Source organism: Streptosporangium amethystogenes subsp. fukuiense (assembly GCF_042665875.1).
GTDB classification, from domain to species: Bacteria; Actinomycetota; Actinomycetes; order Streptosporangiales; family Streptosporangiaceae; genus Streptosporangium; species Streptosporangium fukuiense.
In genome coordinates this window covers 1568438-1589254 of the sequence record NZ_JBHTEE010000001.1, presented here as the reverse complement: position 1 = coordinate 1589254, position 20817 = coordinate 1568438, and the positions used below count along the sequence as shown (strand labels likewise).

Genomic DNA, 20817 nt, shown 5'->3' with positions numbered 1-20817 from the left:
CCCCCTCCGATGCGGGGATGTTCATCCAGATACCGTCCTTTCCGGTACGCCGACCTGGCGGACCGCGAGCGCGGCGCCCAGACCGATCACCGCGCAGAGGGGCCAGGCGAGCCGGCCGGCCGTGTCGCCCGCCCAGCCGACGGCGACGTTGCCCACCGCGGCGACCAGGCCGGAGGCGAGGTAGAACATCCCGAAGTAGGTTCCGGTGACGCCCTCCCCGCCGAAGGCGGGGATCAGTTCGAGCACGAACGGCTGCGCGATCATCACGCCCATGGCCAGCCCGAGCGCGGCGAGCAGCACCGGGACCAGGCCGGGCAGCAGCGGAAGCAGGAAGGCCGCGCCCATCGTCGCCAGGCCGAGCGCGATGGCCGTGCCACGGCTGAGGCGGTCCTGCAGCCATCGGGTGACGCGCACCTGCAGCAGCAGGGTGGCGACGGTGGACACGAGGAAGAGCACCGCCACGGAGGCGGCGGAACCGGTGACCTCCGCCGCGCGCATCGGCAGAATGAGGTAGAGCTGGTTCTGCAGCGCGAACATCCCGCTCAGCGCCAGCGTGAAGGCGACGAACCGGCGGTTGGCCAGGCACTCCCGCCAGTCGGCGAGCACCGACCCCCCGGCGACCGGGACGCTCCGGGGCGGCAGCGTCAGCGCCTGCGCCACCGTCAGCCCGGCGAAGATCAGCGCGGCGACGACGGCCGCCACGCGGAAGTCGACCAGCAGCAGCGCGCCGCCCAGCAGCGGACCGAGCAGTGCCCCGGTGTTGGCGAACACGTTGAACAGGGAGAACGCCTCCGCGCGGCGGTCGCCCGCCTCGGTGGCCAGGTAGGAGCGTACGGCCGGGTTGAACAGCGCACCGGCCAGCCCCGACAGCACGGAGGCACCGAGCAGCACGGGCAGCGAGCCGTCGATCGCGAAGAGGCCGAAGCCCGCGGCGCGCAGGGCGCACCCCGCGATGATGACGGTCCGCGCGCCGAGCCTGTCGGAGGCGGTCCCGCCGATCAGGAACAGCCCCTGCTGGCTGAGGTTGCGCACGCCGAGCACCACTCCCACGACCGTGGCCGACAGCCCCAGGTCTCCGCCGAGATAGCCGGCGAGGTAGGGGACGAGCAGGTAGAACCCGGTGTTGACCCCCATCTGGTTGACCAGCAGGAGGCGCACCGACAGCGGAAAGGAACGGAACGCCCTCATGTCGCCGGCCTGACGCCGAGACCGGGGCGGCCGGAGAGCCGCAACACGCCGTCCTCGCCACCGAGGCCGGTCCAGGGGTCGCGGGCCAGCAGCAGGTGTCCGTCGAGGTCGACCCAGCGGGCCTGCCCGGCCAGGTGCGCGGCCGGGGCGATGCCGAGCGAGCTGGAGACCAGGCAGCCCAGCATGACGTCCATACCACCGCGCCGTGCCGCGGCGATGGCGCCGAGCGCGGCCAGCACGCCGCCGCACCTGGCCGGCTTGATGTTGACCCCCTGGACGGCTCCGGCCAGCCGCTCGACCTCGGCCGCTCCCCCGGCGTCCTCATCGGCGATCACCGGTATCGGGGACCTCGCGCCGATCCAGGCCAGCAGGTCGGGACGGCCGGGCGGGATGGGCTGCTCGACCGCGTCCAGGTAAGGCATCCGCTCCAGCAGCCCGACGGCCCGCTCGGCGCTCCAGGCGCCGTTCGGGTCGAGCAGCAGGCGCGCGCCGGGAGCGGCGGCCCTGACCGCGGCGACCCGCGCGACGTCGTCGTCCGGGTCGGGCGACCCGGCCTTGATCTTCAGCACGGTGAATCCGCGCGCGTGCAGGCGACGGGCGGTCTCGGCCGCCCGCTCCGTGCCGCAGATCCCGATCGTGTACGCCGTGGGCACCGGCTGCCAGGAGGGAGACCCGGCGAGCCGGTGGACGGGCAGCCCGTCGCGCCCGCCTATCAGGTCCAGCACGGCGGCGTCGAGACCGGCCAGCACTCCCGGCGGGCACGGCAGGCCCGGCAGCTCCGCGAGGAGCGTCTCCGGGTCCGGCCAGGTGCCCAGCCCGTCCAGCGCGGCCGTGACGCGCGGCACGTCCAGGCCCAGGTGGACGCTGGTCACGATCTCGCCGTACCCGGTCACCCCGTCGTGATGGAGCGCGACCCTGACGGTGTCGCGCGCGGACATCGTCGAGCGGGAGATCCGGAAGGGCTCGCGCAACCGCAACGGGACGATCTCCCAGTCGAGCCTCATACCGGGACCTCCATGGCGCGCAGCGGGTCGACGACCCGGCGGCAGCGCGCCCAGCCCGTCACCTCGACGGCACCCGGGTGGCTGATCTCCAGGGGGCGGGTCGCCGGCCGCCCGGCAAGCCTCCGGGCGCGGAGGTAGTCGTCATTGAAGATCGAGTCGAGGTAGCGGTGCGGCCCGTCGGGGAACACGGTCACCACGCGGGCGCCCGCCTCCACCCGCGCGGTCCAGGCCGCGACGAGCGCGACCGCCCCGGTGCTCCAGCCTCCGGTGACGAAGGTGTGCCTGGCGAGCCGGTGGCAGGCGTCGGCGGCCTCGGCGGGTCCGACCCAGTGCACCTCGTCGAACTCCTCGTAGGCGACGTTGCGCGGGTGGATGCTGCTGCCGAGACCGCGCATGAGGCGGGGACGCGCCGGCTGCCCGAAGATCGTCGAGCCGACCGTGTCGACACCGACGAGCCGTACCCACGGCCAGTGACGGCGAAGCTCGGAGATCACGCCCGCGCTGTGCCCGCCGGTGCCGACGCTGCACACGAGCACGTCGGCCGCGTCCAGCTGGCCGACCAGCTCGCGTGCCAGGGAGGCGTATCCGGCACGGTTGTCGGGGTTGTGATACTGGTCCGGCCAGTACGCCCCGGGCAGCCGGTCCACGACCCGCCCGAGCCGGTCCAGCCGGGCCCGCTGCCACCCTCCCACGGGGTGCGGCCGGTCGACCGTCTCCAGGCGTGCGCCGTACGCCCCCAGCAGGGCGCGCATGCTCGGTTCCAGCTCGGCGTCGACGACGAGCACCACCGGATGCCCGAGGGCCTGACCGGCGAAGGCCAGCCCGATGCCGAGGGTCCCGCTGGTGGACTCCACCACCGGCGCCCCCGGCCTGAGCTCGTTCCTGGCCCGTGCCCCGAGGAGCATGGACACCGCGGCCCTGGCCTTCATGCCACCGGCGCCGAGCCCTTCGAGCTTGGCCCAGAATCCGGGATGCGGGTGGGGCAGCGGGGTCCTGATCCGAGTGACGGGGGTGTTGCCCAGCAGGGCGAGCAGCTCCGGTGCGGAGGTCATCGCGCCTCCTCCGCCCGGTAGCGGTAGACGGTGGTCGGGCCGCCGTCCAGCCAGAAGAACGGGTACGGCTCCGCGGAGACGGCGGTGACCCCGGCGCCGACGAACCGCCGGAGCACGGCGCTGCCGGTCTGGGCGAAGAGCACCAGGGGTTTGCCGGTGCCGCGCGCGTGGCGCAGCAGCGGCTCGAAGGTTCCGTTGCCCAGCGTCATGCCCGAGGCCAGCACCGCGTCGCAACCGTCGAGGGCGGCCTCGGCGTCGGTCACGTGCGGTTCGCCCCACTCGGTCTCGCCACCTCGCAGGTCGCACGGCACGTAACGGATGCCGCGTTCCCGCAGACGCTGCAGGAGGGAGTTGACCACGCCGACCACCAGCACACGTCCTCCGGACCGTACCGGGAGGAGGTCCACGACCGCGGCCGCCCTGGCCAGGGACTTGTCCAGGGAGGAGCCCGCGGGCACGGTCACCGCGTCGGCGGGGTCGTGGGGTCGCTCGTGCATCAGATAGGCGTCCAGGGCGGCCGTGCGCACCGCGGCCAGCGGGTGCGACAGCAGCGTGGCCACGTCTCGGCCCACGCATTCGTACACCGCGTCGTCGGGTATCCCGCCCGGCTCCACCGCACAGGACCCCACCGCCCCGCCCAGCCGAAGACTGATCACGTGGTTGCGGTAGCCGCGGCCCCGGGTCGCGTGGCGGGCCCCCTGCCTGGTCACGAACCCGACACTGATCCGCTGCCGCGCGGGGTCGGAGCCCACCCGGCCCGCCAGCACTTCCGCCACCAGGGCGTCCAGGTCGCTCACGGTCGCCGGCTTCACGCGTACTCCACGGTCAGGGCGGCCACGAGACGTTCGGCCCGGGAGCGGGCGCCCAGGCCCGCGGTGTCGGCGACCATCACGTGCCCGAGGTAGCCGTTGTTGCTCGTCGGCTCGCTCGTCGGGAATCCCGGGGCCTTGACCTGCCATTCGACGACGTCGCCGGCCTCGGCGAGCCGCCCGGTGCCGTGGATCGCGGAGAGCGTCCCCGGCCGCCGGGAAAGCAGGAAGGCGATGGCCGCGCTGCGCACCCCGGTGTCGGCGGGGGCCGGCCGGGGCCGCTCTCCCAGCGCGAGCTGGGCATAGGCCATCGGTATGTCGACGCCCGTCACCCGCCGGACCAGCTCGGTGATCTGGTTTCCCGCGGGCCGGGGGTTGATCTCGACGACCCGGGGGCCGTCCGGGGTCAGTTTCAGCTCCGTGTGGGCCACGCCGTGGTCCAGACCGACCGCCGCCAAGGCCGAGAGTGCCGCCTCCCGCGCGGACCGCGCCGTGCCGGGGTCGAGCGCGGCGGGGAACATATGGCCGCTCTCCACGAACCATGGCTCGCCGGCGAGGCTCTTGTCGGTGATCCCGATGATGGAGGTCTCACCCTCGAAGGTGATCGACTCGACGCTGATCTCGGGCCCGGTCAGTACCTCCTCCAGCAGGACGACGGGCAGCCGCCGCTGCCGGCGCGCGTTGACGGGGAAGCCCTCCAGCGCCAGGTAGGCCTCGCGGAGCTGCTCACGGTCGTCCACCCTGCGCACGTACATCCCGGCGCACAGGTCGACCGGTTTGATCACCAGGGGGTAGCCGATCTCTCCGGCGCGCGCGGCCGTCTCCGGCCATCCGCTCGTGACGGCGAAGGCGGGCCCCGGCAGTCCGGCCTCTCTCAGCGCCTGCCTGGTGAGGTCCTTGCGGTAGGCCCGCTCCACCGCCTCCGGCCCGACCCCGGGCAGTCCCAGATGGGAGGCGAGGCGCGCGGCCGTCGCGAGGTAGTAGTCGCACGAGGAGATCACACCGTCGAAGCCGAAGACCTCGTGAAGCCGCTCGACGCGCCTCAGGAGCGCGGGGACGTCGTTGGTCTCGGCGGTGACCACGTTGTCGGCGGCGAGCAGGGGGTGCGCGCAGGCCCCGGACGGAACGCGCAGGTAGTGGTGCAGATCACGAGTGAGGAAGGTGAACCGGTGGCCCGCCTCCCGGATCGCCCGGGGAAGTAGGGAGCTCATCGCCCCCACCCAGCTCTCGACCATCAGCAGATGCCCCAAAACGCCTCCTTAGCCATAGGCCGGACAAAAGAGAATGATAATGACTTTCATTTTCTTTGCAACCCCATGGGGGGCGCCCACCGGCCTCTCGCATCTGCGCGAACAAAACCCCCGATCTCCACCGAATCTGCACGGAAGACCGTTACGCTCCGGGTTCATGATCAGATCGAGATGGGCGGGCCTGCTGATCTGGCCGATGGTGCTGCCGTTCGCGGTGTGGGCGGCGCTCAGGACCAGCGGCTGGACCCCGGTCTGGCAGTGGGTCCCCCTGGTGGCCTTCACCCCGTACGCGGCGGTGGCCTCGGTGATCCCTCTGCTCCTGGCCCTGGGACTGCGCCGCTGGGCGGCCGCGGCCCTCGCCCTGGTCACCGGCGCGGTGCTGGCGACGGCCGTGCTCCCCCGCCACTTCGCCGACGGCGACCAGCCCGCCTCGGACGGGCGGCTCCGGGTGCTCGCCGCGAACCTGGCCGTCGGCGCGGGAGACACCGACGCCCTGATGGATCTCGTGCGCTCCCTCGATCCGGACGTGCTGGCCCTCCAGGAGCTCACTCCCGCCGCGCGCGAGCGCCTGGAGGCGGCCGGCCTGCGCAGGCGCATGCCCCATGTGGTGGATCGCGCGGTCGGCGGGGTGCACGGCTCCGGCATCTACTCCAGGCATCCCATCACCGAGAAACCCCTGATCGCACTGGGCAGGTTCCGGCAGGCACGGGGGGTGATCAGGCATCCGAGCGGCCACGAGATCGAGGTCGTCTCGGTCCACCCCTGCGCGCCTAGGTACGACTACAAGGTCTGGTGCTGGGACCAGGGGCTGCGGGCGCTGCCCAGGGCGGGCGGGCAGCTGCGGGTACTGGCCGGCGACTTCAACGCCACCCTCGACCACGGGCTGGTACGCGACCTGCTCGGCAGCGGCTACCGCGACGCGGCCGACGTCACCGGGCACGGCCTGGTCCCCACCTGGCCGCAGCAGGGCTGGGAGCCCCTGCCCGGCGTGACGATCGACCATGTGCTCGCCGACTCGCGCATGGCGGTCAACAGCTTCGGTGTCCACCCCCTGCCGGACAGCGACCACCGCCCGGTCTTCGCCGAGCTCGGCCTGCCCCGGTTCACGGGCCACTGAGCCGGGCCGTGCCGCGATGGGCCCGGCCCGGCTCACCCGGGTTCACGGACCGCCGAGCGGGACCCGCCGAGGAACAGCACCAGGGCGAGAAGGGCGTACGGCACCGCGGCGGCCGTGAAGATCGTGGCGTGATCGGTCAGCGCCGAGGCCGCGGCGTAGCCGCCGTAGACGAGGATGGCGCCCACCTCGGTGCCCAGCCCGGCCAGCGAGGTCACGGTGGCGCGGGCCGGGCCGGTGATGCTCTCCTGCAGCCGCGCGTCGGCCAGCACCCCCGCCATCTGAAAGGCGCAGAAGGCCACCGCGACCGCGACGAACCCCGCCGCGACCCCGCTGACCGCACCCGCGCCGAGCGCCAGCGCTCCGAACGCGAGAAGGGCCGCGAACTCCCCGCCGGTGAAGCTCCGCCCGGTCACCGCGAGCACGCCGCCGACCGCGACCCCCGCGGAGACCAGGAGCACCACGAGTGGCACGGCCTGCGTGGCGACCCCGGCGCCGGCCGCGAGCAGCGGGACGTACTCCTCCAGCGATCCCCACAGTGCCGTCACCGCCGGCACCAGCAGCAGTGCCCGGCGCGTCGTCCGGTCGGCGCGCGCCTCCCGCAGCCCGGCACGCAGGGTCGCGGCGTAGCCCCCCCGCGAGGTCTTCCCCCGCCGCCCGGGTACGCGATGTTCGGGAAAGGTCAGCGCGACTGCCGCGGCGAGCAGGCAGGCCAGCACACTGCCGGCGCCGACCAGCCGGTAGCCGCCGAAGGCGAACACCGGGGCGGCGACTGCCATGGACGCCATGACGGCGCCCGTGCCGATCGCGCGGGCCCGGCCCATGATCGCGGCATAGCGGCCGGCGGCGCCCAGCCGGTCGAGCTCGGTGTAGACCAGTGCCTCCAGCGCACCCGACTGCAGCGCTCCCGAGGTGCCCCACAGGACGAAGCCCGCGGCGAACACCCAGTAGGAGGGGGCGGCGACCCACAGGCCGAAGCCGAAGGCGGCCACCAGCGGCGCTAGGGCGAGCAACCCGCGCCGCGAGACGGTGTCGGCCCACACTCCTGACGGGACCTCCATCACGACGGAGGTCAGTGACCAGATCACCAGGAGCGAGGAGATCTCAGCGGTCGACAGGCCCGTGTCGACGAAGAGCAACGTATAGAACGGATAGAGCAGGACGAACTCATCAAGAAAGGTGTAGGCGTAGAGCGTCGCGGCCAGGTGCTTCGCGCGCCCGCCGGGCACCCGAAGAGAAGAAGCGGTCATGGGGTCCTTCTCGCGGAGACTGTACGGACTCGGGATGCTCGGCATCTCCGGGGGTCCGCGGCAGCTCGCGCCGGACCGGCCTCTGGTTCAGGATCAATGTCGCCAGGTCATGCCGCCGACCCTACAGCCGTCTCGCCGGCCGCCGCCTCCCTTTTTCCCGCCGTCTCCCGTGGGGTACGGGCTCCCGCCCTCCCGGCTGAAAGCCGGAGGACCACCGTCCTCGCCCGGGATATCCGGCCGCCGAGACGGCACGGCTCGGGTTCGCGGTGACCGGGCTGGGCATGAGCCGCACGTTCGTCGAGATCGCGACCGAGAGGGCCCGCCGGACAGGCGTCCACGCCGACTTCCAACGGGGCGACGCGGCCGACCCTCCCTTCGACCCGGGCTCCTTCGAACTGGTCGTCTGCCAGACCGCCTTCAAGAACTTCGGGCGGCCCGTCGGCGCCCGTGACCGCCGCCGGCATCGTCGTGGCCCTTCTTCATCTCATCGGCCTTTCTGACCCGGCGGTTACAGGATGGGAGCCGTCACATCAATTGCCGACCCCGTACTCGGGCACGGAAACTGAATGGTCGCCCGCGCCGTGCGGGTGAGGGTGATCCGACGGGGCGTCCACCTGGAGCGGTGGTGCGGTAGAACGGTTGAGCGGGGATGTGCCTCCGGTTCGCCATGCCCTCGAACGGCGATCACCTGGTGTGAGCACCGTGAGGAGCGTGCCGCCTGTTGATGCCTCCTGATACTTCGGACACCGAAAACTCGGACACGGAAACAGAGTCCCCGACCCGACAGTCCCCACCCCTCCCCCGCCTCCGCGGGGCCCGCTCCCTGTGGCGGTTGAAGTCCTACCTACGCCCCTACGCCACCCGCCTGGTCGTCGTCTGGGTGCCGGCCTTCGCCGCGGTCGGGATCGGCATCACCATCCCGCTGATCGGCAAGGAGATCATCGACGGCCCCGTCGCCCGGGGTGACAGCGAGGCACTGCTCCCCCTCGCGCTGCTCGCCCTGGGCCTGGGCATGACCGAGGCGCTGCTCGTCTTCCTGCGGCGGTGGCTGCTGGCCGACGCGGTCCTGGGCCTGGAGACCGGCATCCGCGACGATTTCTACCGCCACCTGCAGCGGCTGCCGATGGGGTTTCACGCCTCCTGGCAGTCGGGCCAGCTGCTGTCCCGGGCGACGACCGACCTGTCGGCCATCCGGCGCTTTCTCGGTTTCGGCCTGCTCTTCCTCGTCCTGGTCACCGTCCAGATCGTGACGGTGACCGGGCTGCTGCTCCGCATGTACTGGCCGCTCGGGCTGCTGGTCGTCGTCTCCGCGGTGCCGATCGTGCTCACCTCGCTGCACTTCGAGCGCAGGTACATCCTCATCTCCCGCCGGGTCCAGGACGAGCAGGGAGACCTCGCCACCGTCGTCGAGGAGTCGGCGGCCGGCATCCGGACGATCAAGGCGTTCGGCCGCGGCCGGCACGTCTCGGGGATCTTCGAGGAGGGAGCGGTGAAGATCTACGAGACCTCGATGGAGAAGGTCCGCCTGTCGGCGAGGTTCTTCACCTTTCTTGAGGTGATCCCGAACATCACCCTCGCCCTCGTGCTGCTGCTCGGCGCCCTGGCGGTCGGCTCCGGCACCCTGACGCTGGGCACGCTGGTGGCCTTCGCCACCCTGATGCTGCAACTGGTCTGGCCCATCTCGGCGCTCGGCTTCATTCTGACCACGGGCCAGGAGGCGATGACCGCGGCGGACCGGGTGATGGAGGTGCTCGACACCGAACCGGAGATCGTCGGGGGCATCCGCGTGATCGAGCGGCCCCGCGGCCACCTGCGGTTCGAGGGCGCGGGGTTCCGCTTCCCCGGTGCCGCCGAGCCGGTGCTTCACGATGTCTGGCTGGAGGTGCGCCCGGGGGAGACGGTGGCGGTCGTGGGCGCGACGGGGTCGGGCAAGACCACTCTGACCTCCCTGGTGCCGCGCCTGTACGACGTGAGCACGGGCCGGATCACGATCGACGGCGTCGACGTCCGCGACCTGCCGCTGCCCGAGCTGCGCTCGCTGGTCGCCACCGCCTTCGAGGAGCCGACGCTGTTCTCGATGAGCGTCAGGGAGAACCTCACGCTGGGGCGGCACGACGCGGCCGAGGAGGAGATCGCGGCCGCGCTGCGGATCGCCCAGGCCGGATTCGCGTACGAGCTGCCCTGGGGCCTGGAGACCAGGATCGGCGAGCAGGGCATGTCCCTGTCCGGTGGCCAGCGTCAGCGGCTCGCACTGGCCAGGGCGGTTCTCAGCCGTCCCAGGATCCTCGTTCTGGACGACACCCTGTCGGCCCTGGACGTCGAGACCGAGGCCCTGGTCGAGCAGGCGCTGCGGCACGTGCTGCGCGAGGCGACCGGCATGGTCGTCGCCCACCGGGCCTCCACGGTGCTGCTCGCCGACCGGGTGGCCCTGCTGCTGGACGGCACGATCGCGCACGTCGGCCGGCACCACGAACTCATGGCGAGTGTGCCCGAATACCGCGCGCTGCTGTCCGCCGACCCCGACGCGGAGGAGGCGCGGCTGTGAACGGCACGACTCCCCCGGCGGAGACCTCCGCGAAGATCCCGGCAGAGACCGGGAACGGCTCCCGGGAGTGGCGCGGGGTCGCCGCCGAGAACCAGGACGAGTTGTCGGAACACGTGTCGTTCCTGCTGCGCAGCAGGTCCAGGCGGCTGCTGGGCGAGCTGCTGCGCCCGTACCGCAGGAAGATCGTCCTGCTCGTCGCGATCATCGTGACCTGCAACGTCGCCTCGCTCGCCATCCCCTACCTGGTCAAGGTGGGCATCGACGCGGGCATCCCGCCGATGGTCGCGGGCGCGGGGCCGGGAGCGCTGGTGACCGTCGTCTCGGCGATCCTGGCCGCGGCGGTCATCCAGCTGGTGACCCGGCAGATATTCCTCAGGATGGCCGGACGCATCGGCCAGAGCATCCTGCTGGAGCTGCGGCGACGGGTCTTCCGCCACTTCCAGAGGCTGTCGCTGTCGTTTCACGACGACTACACCTCGGGCCGGGTCGTCTCCCGGCTCACCTCCGACATCGACGCCATCTCCGAGATGCTCCAGTCGGGCTTCGACGATCTCGTCACCGCCGTGCTGACGCTGGTCGGCACGGCGGTCCTGCTGCTCGTCCTGGACGTCCACCTCGGCGTGGTCGCGCTGCTGCCGCTGCCGGTCCTGGCGCTGTTCACCAATTGGTTCCGGCGGCAGTCGAGCATCGTCTACCGCAGGACCCGGGAGGCCGTGGCCCTGGTGATCGTCCATTTCGTGGAGTCGATGGCCGGCATGCGCGCGGTCCAGGCCTTCCGCAGGGAGCCGCGCAACCAGGAGATCTTCGCCCAGCTGAACGCCGACTACCGGGACGCCAACCTGCGGAGCATGCACCTGGTCGCGATCTTCTCACCGGGGGTCAAGCTGATCGGGAACGTGACGGTCGCGGCGGTCCTGCTCTACGGCGGCATGCTGGCGATCCAGGGCGAGGTCACGGTGGGCGTGCTGGCGGCGTTCCTGCTCTACCTTCGCCAGTTCTACGAGCCGATGCAGGAGATCAGCCAGTTCTACAACACCTTCCAGTCTGCGGGGGCGGCGCTGGAGAAGCTCTCCGGCGTGTTGCAGGAGCGGCCCGTGGTGGCCGAGCCCGGCGACCCGGTGGTGCTGGAGCGCCCGCGCGGCAGGGTCGAGTTCCAGCATGTGGAGTTCTCCTACCTGGACGGCACCCCCGTGCTGCCCCGGCTGGACCTGCTGGTCCCCGCCGGGCAGACCGTGGCGCTGGTCGGCACCACCGGGGCGGGCAAGACCACGTTGGCCAAGCTGGTCGCCAGGTTCTACGACCCGGTGGCGGGGCGGGTGCTACTGGACGGCATCGACCTGCGCGACCTCGGTGAGGAGTCGCGGCACGCCGCGATCGTCCTGGTGACGCAGGAGAACTTCCTGTTCAGCGGCTCGGTGGCGGACAACATCAGGTTCGGCCGGCCGGGCGCGAGCATGGCCGACGTGATGGCCGCGGCCCGTTCGATCGGCGCCGACACGTTCGTCTCGGCGCTTCCCGAGGGGTACGACACCCAGGTCGGCAAGCACGGCGGCCGGCTGTCGGCCGGGCAGCGGCAGCTGGTGGCGTTCGCCAGGGCGTTCCTGGCCGATCCCGCGGTGCTGATCCTCGACGAGGCGACGTCCAGCCTGGACGTCGCCGGCGAGCGGCTGGTGCAGCGGGCGATGCGGACGATCCTGGCGGACCGGACCGCTCTGATCATTGCGCACCGCCTGTCGACCGTCGAGATCGCCGATCGGGTGCTGGTGATGGACGGCGGCAGGATCGTCGAGGACGGCCCACCGGGCGAGCTCGTCGGGCGGGCGGGCCGCTACGCCGGCCTGCACCGCGCCTGGCTCGACAGCATCTCCGACCGGCGCGACCTTCCCGGCTGACCGGAAACGGCGCTGTGATGGCCCAGGTGTGGGCCATCACAGCGCCGTTTCAAGGCACGAACTCGCATCCTGGCATGGCTGACACCGGGTGGACGGGGGCATCGACGTGCTCGGCCCCGACGAACCCCCACCCCGACCAGCTTTCCTTTCCCGGCTCCGAGCGGTCCCCTCGGGTGTAGTACCAGATGTTCCCGCCGTCGCTCTGGACCCGTCCGAAGGCCCAGCAGACGAACCAGCTCTTCGGGGTGTCCAGGATCGCTATCTTCTCGGTCGTGTCCACGCCGAGGTACAGCGGGGCCTCAGGCCGGTTGGCGCACACGAAATCCGTGCTCCACACGTGGCCGCCCTGCCGGGCGTCGACGTGCCTGACGCCCCGGCGGATGATGCAGGAGTGCGCGCCGACGGTCACCGAGGCGACCGACGCCTGCTCCGCGGCCTTCGCTCCCCCATCCCGGCCGCTCTCGAAGGGCCACACCAGGAGCGCGGTCAGGGACAGGACGGCAAGGACGGTCAGGACGACCTGTACGGGCCGCGTGCGGCTTCCGCCTCCACGGAGGATCGTCGGGCGCCCACCCGTACCGATCGCCGCCGGCGGGTCCTCCGGCTCCGCGGCGACCAGCAGGCTCCGCACCGCGTCGGGCTCCTCCCGCTCCGGCTCTCCCCGCTCCTGGTCCTGCCTGGCCACCCTGGACTCCGCCTCGGTCGCCTGGGCGCGTACCCATCGCCGATGCAGCTCGGCGAGCTCCTGCCGGTTCGCCCGGCACTCCTTGGCGAACTGTTCCAGGACGGTGAAGCGCGGTGGTACACCGTCTCCCGAGCAGTAGCGGTGAAGCGCGGACTTGCTGATACCGAGCCGCTTGGCGAGCGCGTCGTAGCTCCGGCCGGTTTTGGCCTTCAACTCGCGTAGATATGAGGCTAGATCCTCAACGGCGGACGGTTCCGACATCTTCGCTCCCCAAGCCCGGATCCCCCCGAGTTTGACGCCCGCAGGCTAACAGGAACGACCACTCGTTGTCCCGTACGCCACCTCCGTCCCACCCATGTCCCACGACGCCTGGGATTCCGCTGGTCAGCATGCCTCCATGTCCCATTCTCCCGTCCTGTCCCATATTCGTTGCCGCCGGGCGGCGGGCCGGTCACGGTGATGACCAGCAACCACGCCGAGATCGCCACCTCGGCTCGACCGGCTCCGGCCCCATGGGCCGGAGCCTGACTCGTCAGGGGGACACATAACTATGAATCCACTCGTTTCCACCGATCCGCGACGGCCCAGAACATCCCGCCTGTCCTGGATGAGGGTGGCGATGGTGGCCGCGCTGGTCGTGCTCACCGGCGGCACGGCGACCCCGCCGGCGCACGCCGCCGCGGCCCCGGCCTTTCAGACCCCCTTCCCCTGCGGGATGGCGGTCGACCTGACCACCGGCCCCACTCACGACCGCGCGCGGGGCAAACTCCTCGACATGTACCGCGCGCCCTGGAGCAACAGCCAGATCCAGTCGGGCACGCCGATCATGGCCGCGGCCGGGGGCGTGGTCACCGCGTCACATTTCGAGTCGGGCGCGGGTCACCTGATCAAGATCAACCATGGTGACAACTACTACACCTTCTATATGCATCTGAAGACGAAGAACGTCACGGTGGGCCAGCAGGTGACCGCCGGACAGCAGATCGGCGAACTGGGCAACAGCGGGACGAACTCCGGCGGCACGTTCCACCTGCACTACGAGGTGTTCCGCGACACCAACGGCGACGGCAGCGGCGCGGTCTCCGAGCTGATCTATCCGACTTTCAACGGGGTCGAGTACCACCTCAGCGAGGGCGGGAACCCGTACGTGACCACGGTCACGAGCCGCAACTGCGGTGCCACCCCCAATCTCGGGGTTCTGGACTTCTACCTGTCGGACAACCTGACCTCCGGCGCCCACACCCAGCCCGTCGTCTCCTACGGCAACAGCCCGATGATCCCGATCAGCGGCGACTGGGACGGCGACGGCAAGGACACCCCCAGCGCCTACGACCCCACCACCGGACGATTCCTCCTCAGCAACAACCCCGCAAACGGCGCCGCCCAACACATCGTCACCTACGGCAACCCCAACGCCGACCCCCTCGTCGGCGACTGGGACGGCGACGGCAAAGACAACATCGGCGTCCGCATGGGCTACACCTTCTGCCTGCGCACCAGCCCCATCACCACCCCCACCGAAACCACCCAGCTCATCGCCTACGGCGACGCCCCCATGCGCCCCCTGGTCGGCGACTGGGACGGCGACGGCAAGGACACCCCCAGCGCCTACGACCCCACCACCGGACGATTCCTCCTCAGCAACAACCCCGCAAACGGCGCCGCCCAACACATCGTCACCTACGGCAACCCCAACGCCGACCCCCTCGTCGGCGACTGGGACGGCGACGGCAAAGACAACATCGGCGTCCGCATGGGCAACGCCTTCTCCTTCCGCACCAGCCCCATCACCACCCCCACCGAAACCACCCAATCCATCTCCTACGGCGACGGCAGCCCCCACGACCTCCCCATCACCGGCGACTGGAACGGCGACGGCAAGGACACCCACGGCATCGTCCGCTGACCCCCCACCCGACCCCGGGTCCGTCCGGCAGGGCGAGATCCGGGGCGAGCCGTGAACGGCGGAACCACCATCCGCCCCCGTCCGGTCCGGCCCGCAGGTTCAGCGGGCCGGGCCGCGACGGCTCCGACACCCGCCACGCCCACCGCGGCCACGGTCCCACCCGACCCGTATGTCCGGCCGATCGCCGGAGCACGCACGTCCCTGCCGGTCAGCGGCCGGCCGGCGTGACCACCCCTCAGGAGAAACCATGAACACCGACCGTCCCCGTACGGGCGCGGCCCCCCGCATATCCACCGTCCGCTCCTTGACCGTGCTGGCGGCCATCGCCGGAAGCCTCCTCGCAGCCGGCACCGGCACGGCGGTGGCGCAGGATCCCACCCCCGCGCCCACCACCCGCGTTCCCGGACCTGCCGGTCCTCCGGTGCCCTCCGAGCTCGCGGCGGCGCTGGCGTACAACCCGTGTACGCCGGGCGGGGAGACCGCCGCGGACACCGCCGTCGCCAACCAGGTGCGCTCCCAGATGAACGGCCCGCGCCTGGGACGGAGCGTGAACGCCTACAACGTCTCGTGCGCCCGGATCATCACCACCACGGCCAAGAACCGGGGCCTGGACAAGAGAGCGGCGGTGATCGCGGTGACCACCGCGATCACCGAGAGTACGCTGCACAACTACACGGTGGCCGTCGATCACGACAGCCTGGGGTTGTTCCAGCAGCGCCCCTCGCAGGGCTGGGGCACTCCGGCCCAGTTGATCGACCCGGTGTACGCCACCAACGCGTTCCTCAATGCCATGATGCGCAAATTCCCCGGCAACGGGTGGATGAGCGGAGACATCGGTGCCATCTGCCAGGCCGTGCAGGTCTCGGCGGTCCCGGACGCCTACGCCAGGGAGGTGCACGACGCGCAACTGCTCGTGGACGCCCTGTGGCCGGGCTCGGCGAATCTCGGGGTTCTGGACTTCTACCTGTCGGACAACCTGACCTCCGGCGCCCACACCCAGCCCGTCGTCTCCTACGGCAACAGCCCGATGATCCCGATCAGCGGCGACTGGGACGGCGACGGCAAGGACACCCCCAGCGCCTACGACCCCACCACCGGACGATTCCTCCTCAGCAACAACCCCGCAAACGGCGCCGCCCAACACATCGTCACCTACGGCAACCCCAACGCCGACCCCCTCGTCGGCGACTGGGACGGCGACGGCAAAGACAACATCGGCGTCCGCATGGGCTACACCTTCTGCCTGCGCACCAGCCCCATCACCACCCCCACCGAAACCACCCAGCTCATCGCCTACGGCGACGCCCCCATGCGCCCCCTGGTCGGCGACTGGGACGGCGACGGCAAGGACACCCCCAGCGCCTACGACCCCACCACCGGACGATTCCTCCTCAGCAACAACCCCGCAAACGGCGCCGCCCAACACATCGTCACCTACGGCAACCCCAACGCCGACCCCCTCGTCGGCGACTGGGACGGCGACGGCAAAGACAACATCGGCGTCCGCATGGGCAACGCCTTCTCCTTCCGCACCAGCCCCATCACCACCCCCACCGAAACCACCCAATCCATCTCCTACGGCGACGGCAGCCCCCACGACCTCCCCATCACCGGCGACTGGAACGGCGACGGCAAGGACACCCACGGCATCGTCCGCTGACACCCGAGCCGACGCCGCGGTGGAACCTCGCATCGCCGGTGATCTCGGGCCGGGGACGCCACGTCCGGATTCGGTGATCAGGTCGAGGGGCGCGAGAAAGCGCTTGCGCAGTGGCTTGCCCAGGTTGCCACGCGGCAGGCCGAAGGTCGTGAAGCGGATCGGAGAGTAGACACCCGGCGCTCGACAGCGGCGTCCAGATGGCCGGCTCTGGGAAACCACCGGCCGACCGGCCGCCCAGCCGGTGAAAGGCTCGCGCGCGCCCAGACCGGGCGAGATCGACAGGAAGCCGGCCTGGGCCACCGTACCGCCGAGCGGCGGGCCGCGAACGGCCCGCCGCTCGGCGGCAGGCCGCCGTTCGAACAGTACGGCGGAGGGCAGCGGCACGGGGGCACGACCAGATCGCGGTGACGCCAGGCGGCGCCGGTACCGTGATCGGATCCCCCACCGCTGGAGGCCCCCATGAAGACAACCGCAAGACGGCCCGTCCTCGCCGACTCCGTCAGGATCACCGACGACGCCGTGGAGATCCTCGACCGCCGCGTCTATCCCTTCGAGCACCGCTGGGTGCGCTGCGCCACCAGCGAGGACGTCGCGGTGGCCATCGAGCGGATGGTCACCCAGAGCACCGGCCCCTCCTTCGCGGCGACCGCAGGGATGGTCCTGGCCGCCCGCGAGTCCCGTGACGAGCCGCCGGTCCTGGCGGCGGCCCGGCTGCGCGGGGCGGGCGACCGGCTGATCGCGACCCGGCCCACGAACAACCACATCCGCGACGCCGTCCACGCGGTCCTGGCCGCCACCGTGGACGGGCCGCTTCCCGAGGCGTCGGGAGCGGAACTGGTGGAGGCCGTGACCCAGGCCGCGACCGGGCACGACGCGGCCTACCGGGCGAGCAGCGCGGCCCTGGGCAGGCACGCGGCGACGCTGCTGGAGGACGGCGCCCGCGTCCTCACCCACTGCTGGGCCGACACCTATCTGATCGCGACGGTCGAGGCCGCGCAGCAGGCGGGCAAGCGACTGGAGTTCGTCTGCACCGAGACCCGGCCCTACCTGCAGGGAGCGCGGCTGACCGCGCCGACGCTGGTGGAGATGGGCTACCGGCCCACCCTGATCACCGACGGGATGGTCGCCTCGGTGCTGGCCGACGGGCTCGCCGACGTGGCGCTGACCGCGGCGGACCGGGTGACGATGGACGGCCATGTGGTGAACAAGGTCGGCACCCTGGGGGTGGCACTGGCCGCCCGCGCCTTCGACGTCCCGTACTACGTGGTGATCCCGGCGCCCGACCCCCGGGCGCCGGGAATCGGCGACGTCGTCATCGAACGGCGGGACGGCGACGAGGTCCTGCACGTGCTGGGGAGGCGTACCGCGGGCGAGGGCGTCACCGGCCACTACCCGGCCTTCGACGCCACTCCCCCGCACCTGGTGACCCGGATCGTGACCGAGCGCGGCGCCTTCAGGGCCGAACGCGTGTCGGAGCACTTCGAGGTACCGGGGAACGAATGAACAGGGCCCGCCTCGTCGTCGTGGACGGCACCTGCACGTCGCCGCCGTGACGCCTGTGCTTCCCCGACCGTCACAGATCGGCACCGTTCGGGCCGGGCCCGGCGATCCGGCCGGTGCGGGTCACCGTCCCTCGTCCAGGTCGAGGTGCGTCAGCCCCGCCTCCTGGGCCTCGATCAGGGCCGGCCATGCCCGAGCAGGCCGTTGAGCGCCGGAAACGCGGGGCCGCGTACGGCGGTTCGGTCTCGTCCTCGACGCCGGAGGCGTGCCGCAGGACCGGTTCACTGTCAGCTTCTCAGCCGTAAACGACCGAGCTTGCAGCTCCTCGCCGTCGATGGCTTCGACGGTCCGGTCCGCGTCAGGCAGCGTGACTCACTGCCCAGCCCGTCTCACCGCGTGCGGCGATGTTGCGGGCTGCGTTGACGTCCGCGTGCTCAGCGAAGCCGCACGACGTACACGAGAAAGAGGCTTGATCGAGCCGGTTCTTGCGGTCCACCTGCCCACACGACGAGCACTGCTGGGAGGTGAAAGCCGGATCGACGTAGATGAGGGCGACCCCGGCCCGGGCCGCCTTGTAGCCGAGGAGGCCACCCAGCTGGTGGAAGCTCCAGGAATGCAGCGTGACCCGCTGGGGCTTGCGAAGCCGTACCCGATCCCGGATGCCCTGGAGGTCTTCCAGGGCGATGCCGCGTCCGGTGCGTGCAGCCTCGGTCACGATGCTTTTGGAGATGCGGTGGTTGACGTCCCGGGCGAACCGGGACTCCTTACGACGGCGGGCCTTCAGCAGGCGTTTGGCGGACTTGGTCTGTTTGGCCTGCAGGCGGCGGCGCAGTTCCCGGTTGCGGTGCCGGACCGCGTTCAGGTGCCTGCCCGAGTGTCGTTCGCCGTCGCTGGTGGTGGCGATGTTGGCGATACCGAGGTCGACGCCGAGAAAGGCGTCGGGTTCGGTGACGTCGACATCGGGGACGTCACAGGTGGCGATCAGCAGCCACATGCCGTCGCGGTGGATCAGGTCGGATTCGCCCTTGCGGTAGGCGGCCAGCGCGCGGGCCTGGTCGTCGGAGCAGGCGAACCGGATGCCTTTCATCCGGCCGCCGGTGGTCCAGATGCTCACGGTGCGGGCCTCGACCTGCCAGGACAGGCACCGATCGTCGAACGGCTGGGCAGCGTCCGGGCGGAAGGCGATCGGCTTGGCCAGAGGCTTGCGAAGCTCCGCGCTCACCTGGGCTTTCACCGTCGTGTAGGCGTCGGAGACCTTCTTGATGACATGCTGGGCGGGCTGGGCCGACAGGCCCATGGCCTTCAGCTCGCCGTAGGAGTGCACCCGCAGGTCGTAGTTGCGGAACACCTTCCTCTCCCACGCGACGCGAGAGACGAGATTGGCGGCTTCGTTGCACAGACGCAGCGTGTCCGCCAGCGCCGCCTCCTGGGCGGGCGTGGGGAACAGTCGGACCTGCACAACGAATTTCACATTGTGAATTTTAGCGTTGATTCGCCGAACGCGCGGCACCGTATGCGATTCTCCTCGGGCCTGAAGGCCCGAGGTTCCTCGCAAGCACTACTGAAGGCTGCCCAGCAGGATGTGCGCCAGCAGCTCTCCGTCCAGGTCGGGACGTCGCGCGGCGATCAGCGCGCTGGTGTGGCCGTGCCAGAACCGGTAGACGGGGGGTCGCCTTCGCCCCGGTGCTCGTCGTGCTCCTTCCACTCCGGCCTGGGGGTCGAGGGGAGACTGCGCGCCAGACTGCACGCCCGGCTGTCGCTCGACGAGGCGGCCGAAGCGCACCGGGTCATGGAAAGCCGCTCCCAACTCGGCCGCGTCCTCCTCGTCCCCTGAGTCTCCTCGGTCATCGGCGCGCACCAGGCCCGGAGCCGCCGACGGGGCCGTTCGCCTACGGTCCGGAGACGGCCGGCCTTTTGGAGGTCTCGTCGTCCGATGACCGTCCGCTTCTCCCCCGAGGCTTCCGCGCTCAGGGGATGAGGGCGATCTTTCCGGTGACCCGGCGTCGCAGGAGGTCGTCCATGACCTGCGCGCCGGCCTCCAGCGGGGCGGTCGCAGGAATGGCCGGGGTGAGGAGGCCGGCGGCGACGAGGTCCAGGAGTTCGGTGAGCAGGGCGTGCTGACCTGCGGCGTCCGACATCGACCAGGCGCCCCAGTCGACTCCGACGACCGATCGGTTGCGCAGCAGCACCTGGTTGAGCGGCAGCGACGGGATGGCTCCCGAGGCGAACCCGATCACCAGATAACGGCCGCCCACCCGCAGCGACCGCAGGGCCGGATCCGCCAGGTCGCCGCCCACCGGGTCGTAGACCAGGTCGACCCCGCCGTTGGAGAACTCGCGGGCCGCATCCTTGAGGCTCTGGGCGCTCGTGTCGAGCACGGCGACGGCGCCCGCGGCGCGTGCGGCCCGCCGCTTGTCCTCACTCGACGCCCCGGCCAGGACCGTCGCGCCAAGCGCGGTCGCCACCCGCACCGCCGCCAGCCCCACTCCGCCGCCCGCGCCCAGGACCAGCACGGTCTCCCCCGCGCTCAGTCCGCCCCGGTCCCGCAACGCGAACATGGCCGTGCAGTGACTCTGGGCGAACGTCGCCGCCTGGGCCGCGTCCAGGGTGTCGGGGATGCGCACCACGCCGGCGGCCGGAACGACGACCTGTTCGGCGAAACCGCCCAGCCCGCACACCGCCACCACTCGCGTTCCGACCGTCGGCCAGGTCACGCCGGGGCCGACGGCACTGACCGTGCCGGCGACCTCACCGCCCGGTACGAACGGCGGCGGCAACTTGATCTGGTAGCGGCCGTGGACGAACAACCCGTCGACGTAGTTCACCCCGGCGGCCTCGACGGCGATGACGATCTGGCCGTCGGCGGGCCTCGGGACGTCCGTCTCGACGACCGCGACCGACCCCAATTCCTCACACATCAGAGCGCGCATCAGGTCACCCTACGGACACCGAAACGGTTCGG

Annotated in this window: 16 protein-coding genes and 1 pseudogene; 7 read left to right on the top strand and 10 right to left on the bottom strand. The window is 71.3% G+C overall.

Annotated elements, in window-relative coordinates:
* Nucleotides 1–21: 21 nt before the first annotated feature.
* From ACFQVD_RS06840 to ACFQVD_RS06820, 5 genes are read right to left on the bottom strand one after another with little or no spacing between them, the layout of a single operon-like run.
* Complete coding sequence (locus ACFQVD_RS06840; protein WP_343974557.1) at nucleotides 22–1188, bottom strand: MFS transporter; 1167 nt, start codon at nucleotides 1186–1188, stop codon at nucleotides 22–24.
* A complete protein-coding gene (locus ACFQVD_RS06835; RefSeq protein ID WP_364156578.1) occupies nucleotides 1185–2192 on the bottom strand; it encodes an enolase C-terminal domain-like protein in 1008 nt (335 codons plus the stop codon). The genes ACFQVD_RS06840 and ACFQVD_RS06835 overlap by 4 nt, the downstream gene beginning before the upstream one ends.
* The gene (locus ACFQVD_RS06830) at nucleotides 2189–3244 is read right to left on the bottom strand and encodes a PLP-dependent cysteine synthase family protein (RefSeq protein WP_364156575.1); all 1056 of its coding nucleotides are present in this window, start codon (nucleotides 3242–3244) and stop codon (nucleotides 2189–2191) included. The genes ACFQVD_RS06835 and ACFQVD_RS06830 overlap by 4 nt, the downstream gene beginning before the upstream one ends.
* Nucleotides 3241–4056, bottom strand: a complete 816-nt coding sequence (locus tag ACFQVD_RS06825) for a Rossmann-like domain-containing protein (protein WP_343974566.1) — start codon at nucleotides 4054–4056, stop codon at nucleotides 3241–3243. Before ACFQVD_RS06825 ends, ACFQVD_RS06830 begins: the two co-directional genes overlap by 4 nt.
* Nucleotides 4053–5303 carry an ATP-grasp domain-containing protein gene (locus ACFQVD_RS06820; RefSeq protein ID WP_343974570.1) on the bottom strand — a complete coding sequence of 417 codons (1251 nt, stop codon included), beginning with the start codon at nucleotides 5301–5303 and terminating at the stop codon, nucleotides 4053–4055. The genes ACFQVD_RS06825 and ACFQVD_RS06820 overlap by 4 nt, the downstream gene beginning before the upstream one ends.
* 157 nt (nucleotides 5304–5460) lie before the next feature.
* Here ACFQVD_RS06820 and ACFQVD_RS06815 point away from each other — a divergent pair, with 157 nt between their 5' ends.
* The gene (locus ACFQVD_RS06815) at nucleotides 5461–6420 is read left to right on the top strand and encodes an endonuclease/exonuclease/phosphatase family protein (RefSeq protein WP_343974573.1); all 960 of its coding nucleotides are present in this window, start codon (nucleotides 5461–5463) and stop codon (nucleotides 6418–6420) included.
* A gap of 32 nt (nucleotides 6421–6452) precedes the next feature.
* Here the strand turns inward: ACFQVD_RS06815 and ACFQVD_RS06810 are convergent, their stop codons facing one another.
* Nucleotides 6453–7667, bottom strand: coding sequence for an MFS transporter (locus ACFQVD_RS06810; RefSeq protein ID WP_343974576.1), 1215 nt, complete (start codon nucleotides 7665–7667; stop codon nucleotides 6453–6455).
* 239 nt (nucleotides 7668–7906) lie between these two features.
* On the opposite strand from ACFQVD_RS06810, the pseudogene ACFQVD_RS06805 reads away from it, so the two are divergent.
* The 3 genes and pseudogenes from ACFQVD_RS06805 to ACFQVD_RS06795 all read left to right on the top strand — a co-directional run.
* Nucleotides 7907–8167 (top strand): annotated as a pseudogene (locus ACFQVD_RS06805) (class I SAM-dependent methyltransferase); the annotation flags it as partial.
* A gap of 332 nt (nucleotides 8168–8499) precedes the next feature.
* On the top strand, nucleotides 8500–10212 hold the full coding sequence (locus ACFQVD_RS06800) for an ABC transporter ATP-binding protein (protein ID WP_343974579.1): 1713 nt from the start codon (nucleotides 8500–8502) through the stop codon (nucleotides 10210–10212).
* Nucleotides 10209–12104, top strand: coding sequence for an ABC transporter ATP-binding protein (locus ACFQVD_RS06795; RefSeq protein ID WP_364156565.1), 1896 nt, complete (start codon nucleotides 10209–10211; stop codon nucleotides 12102–12104). The genes ACFQVD_RS06800 and ACFQVD_RS06795 overlap by 4 nt, the downstream gene beginning before the upstream one ends.
* Nucleotides 12105–12153: 49 nt before the next feature.
* On the opposite strand, the gene ACFQVD_RS06790 is transcribed toward ACFQVD_RS06795, so the two are convergent.
* Nucleotides 12154–13050, bottom strand: coding sequence for a helix-turn-helix domain-containing protein (locus ACFQVD_RS06790; protein WP_343962559.1), 897 nt, complete (start codon nucleotides 13048–13050; stop codon nucleotides 12154–12156).
* Between the two features lie 346 nt (nucleotides 13051–13396).
* On the opposite strand from ACFQVD_RS06790, the gene ACFQVD_RS06785 reads away from it, so the two are divergent.
* The 3 genes from ACFQVD_RS06785 (at nucleotide 13397) to ACFQVD_RS06775 (ending at nucleotide 17858) form a co-directional block, all read left to right on the top strand.
* Complete coding sequence (locus tag ACFQVD_RS06785) at nucleotides 13397–14695, top strand: M23 family metallopeptidase (RefSeq protein ID WP_386368423.1); 1299 nt, start codon at nucleotides 13397–13399, stop codon at nucleotides 14693–14695.
* 247 nt (nucleotides 14696–14942) lie between these two features.
* Complete coding sequence (locus ACFQVD_RS06780; protein ID WP_386368420.1) at nucleotides 14943–16355, top strand: hypothetical protein; 1413 nt, start codon at nucleotides 14943–14945, stop codon at nucleotides 16353–16355.
* 459 nt (nucleotides 16356–16814) lie between these two features.
* Nucleotides 16815–17858 (top strand): hypothetical protein, encoded by a 1044-nt coding sequence (locus tag ACFQVD_RS06775; RefSeq protein WP_343973758.1) that lies wholly within the window; start codon nucleotides 16815–16817, stop codon nucleotides 17856–17858.
* Nucleotides 17859–18213: 355 nt separating this feature from the next.
* On the opposite strand, the gene ACFQVD_RS06770 is transcribed toward ACFQVD_RS06775, so the two are convergent.
* The 3 genes from ACFQVD_RS06770 to ACFQVD_RS06760 form a co-directional block, all read right to left on the bottom strand.
* A complete protein-coding gene (locus tag ACFQVD_RS06770; protein ID WP_386270628.1) occupies nucleotides 18214–19326 on the bottom strand; it encodes an RNA-guided endonuclease InsQ/TnpB family protein in 1113 nt (370 codons plus the stop codon).
* Nucleotides 19327–19413: 87 nt separating this feature from the next.
* Nucleotides 19414–19713 (bottom strand): hypothetical protein, encoded by a 300-nt coding sequence (locus ACFQVD_RS06765; protein ID WP_386270626.1) that lies wholly within the window; start codon nucleotides 19711–19713, stop codon nucleotides 19414–19416.
* A gap of 109 nt (nucleotides 19714–19822) precedes the next feature.
* On the bottom strand, nucleotides 19823–20785 hold the full coding sequence (locus ACFQVD_RS06760) for an NADPH:quinone oxidoreductase family protein (RefSeq protein WP_343973456.1): 963 nt from the start codon (nucleotides 20783–20785) through the stop codon (nucleotides 19823–19825).
* Nucleotides 20786–20817: the final 32 nt, after the last annotated feature.

What these genes read in the sequence shown, in the direction of transcription:
- ACFQVD_RS06785 (WP_386368423.1), top strand. Translation starts at nt 13,397, where the DNA reads ATGAGGGTGGCGATGGTGGCCGCGCTGGTCGTGCTCACCGGCGGCACG.
- ACFQVD_RS06780 (WP_386368420.1), top strand. Translation starts at nt 14,943, where the DNA reads ATGAACACCGACCGTCCCCGTACGGGCGCGGCCCCCCGCATATCCACC.
- ACFQVD_RS06840 (WP_343974557.1), bottom strand. Translation starts at nt 1,188, where the DNA reads ATGAGGGCGTTCCGTTCCTTTCCGCTGTCGGTGCGCCTCCTGCTGGTC.
- ACFQVD_RS06810 (WP_343974576.1), bottom strand. Translation starts at nt 7,667, where the DNA reads ATGACCGCTTCTTCTCTTCGGGTGCCCGGCGGGCGCGCGAAGCACCTG.
- ACFQVD_RS06775 (WP_343973758.1), top strand. Translation starts at nt 16,815, where the DNA reads ATGAAGACAACCGCAAGACGGCCCGTCCTCGCCGACTCCGTCAGGATC.
- ACFQVD_RS06790 (WP_343962559.1), bottom strand. Translation starts at nt 13,050, where the DNA reads ATGTCGGAACCGTCCGCCGTTGAGGATCTAGCCTCATATCTACGCGAG.
- ACFQVD_RS06815 (WP_343974573.1), top strand. Translation starts at nt 5,461, where the DNA reads ATGATCAGATCGAGATGGGCGGGCCTGCTGATCTGGCCGATGGTGCTG.
- ACFQVD_RS06760 (WP_343973456.1), bottom strand. Translation starts at nt 20,785, where the DNA reads ATGCGCGCTCTGATGTGTGAGGAATTGGGGTCGGTCGCGGTCGTCGAG.
- ACFQVD_RS06835 (WP_364156578.1), bottom strand. Translation starts at nt 2,192, where the DNA reads ATGAGGCTCGACTGGGAGATCGTCCCGTTGCGGTTGCGCGAGCCCTTC.
- ACFQVD_RS06830 (WP_364156575.1), bottom strand. Translation starts at nt 3,244, where the DNA reads ATGACCTCCGCACCGGAGCTGCTCGCCCTGCTGGGCAACACCCCCGTC.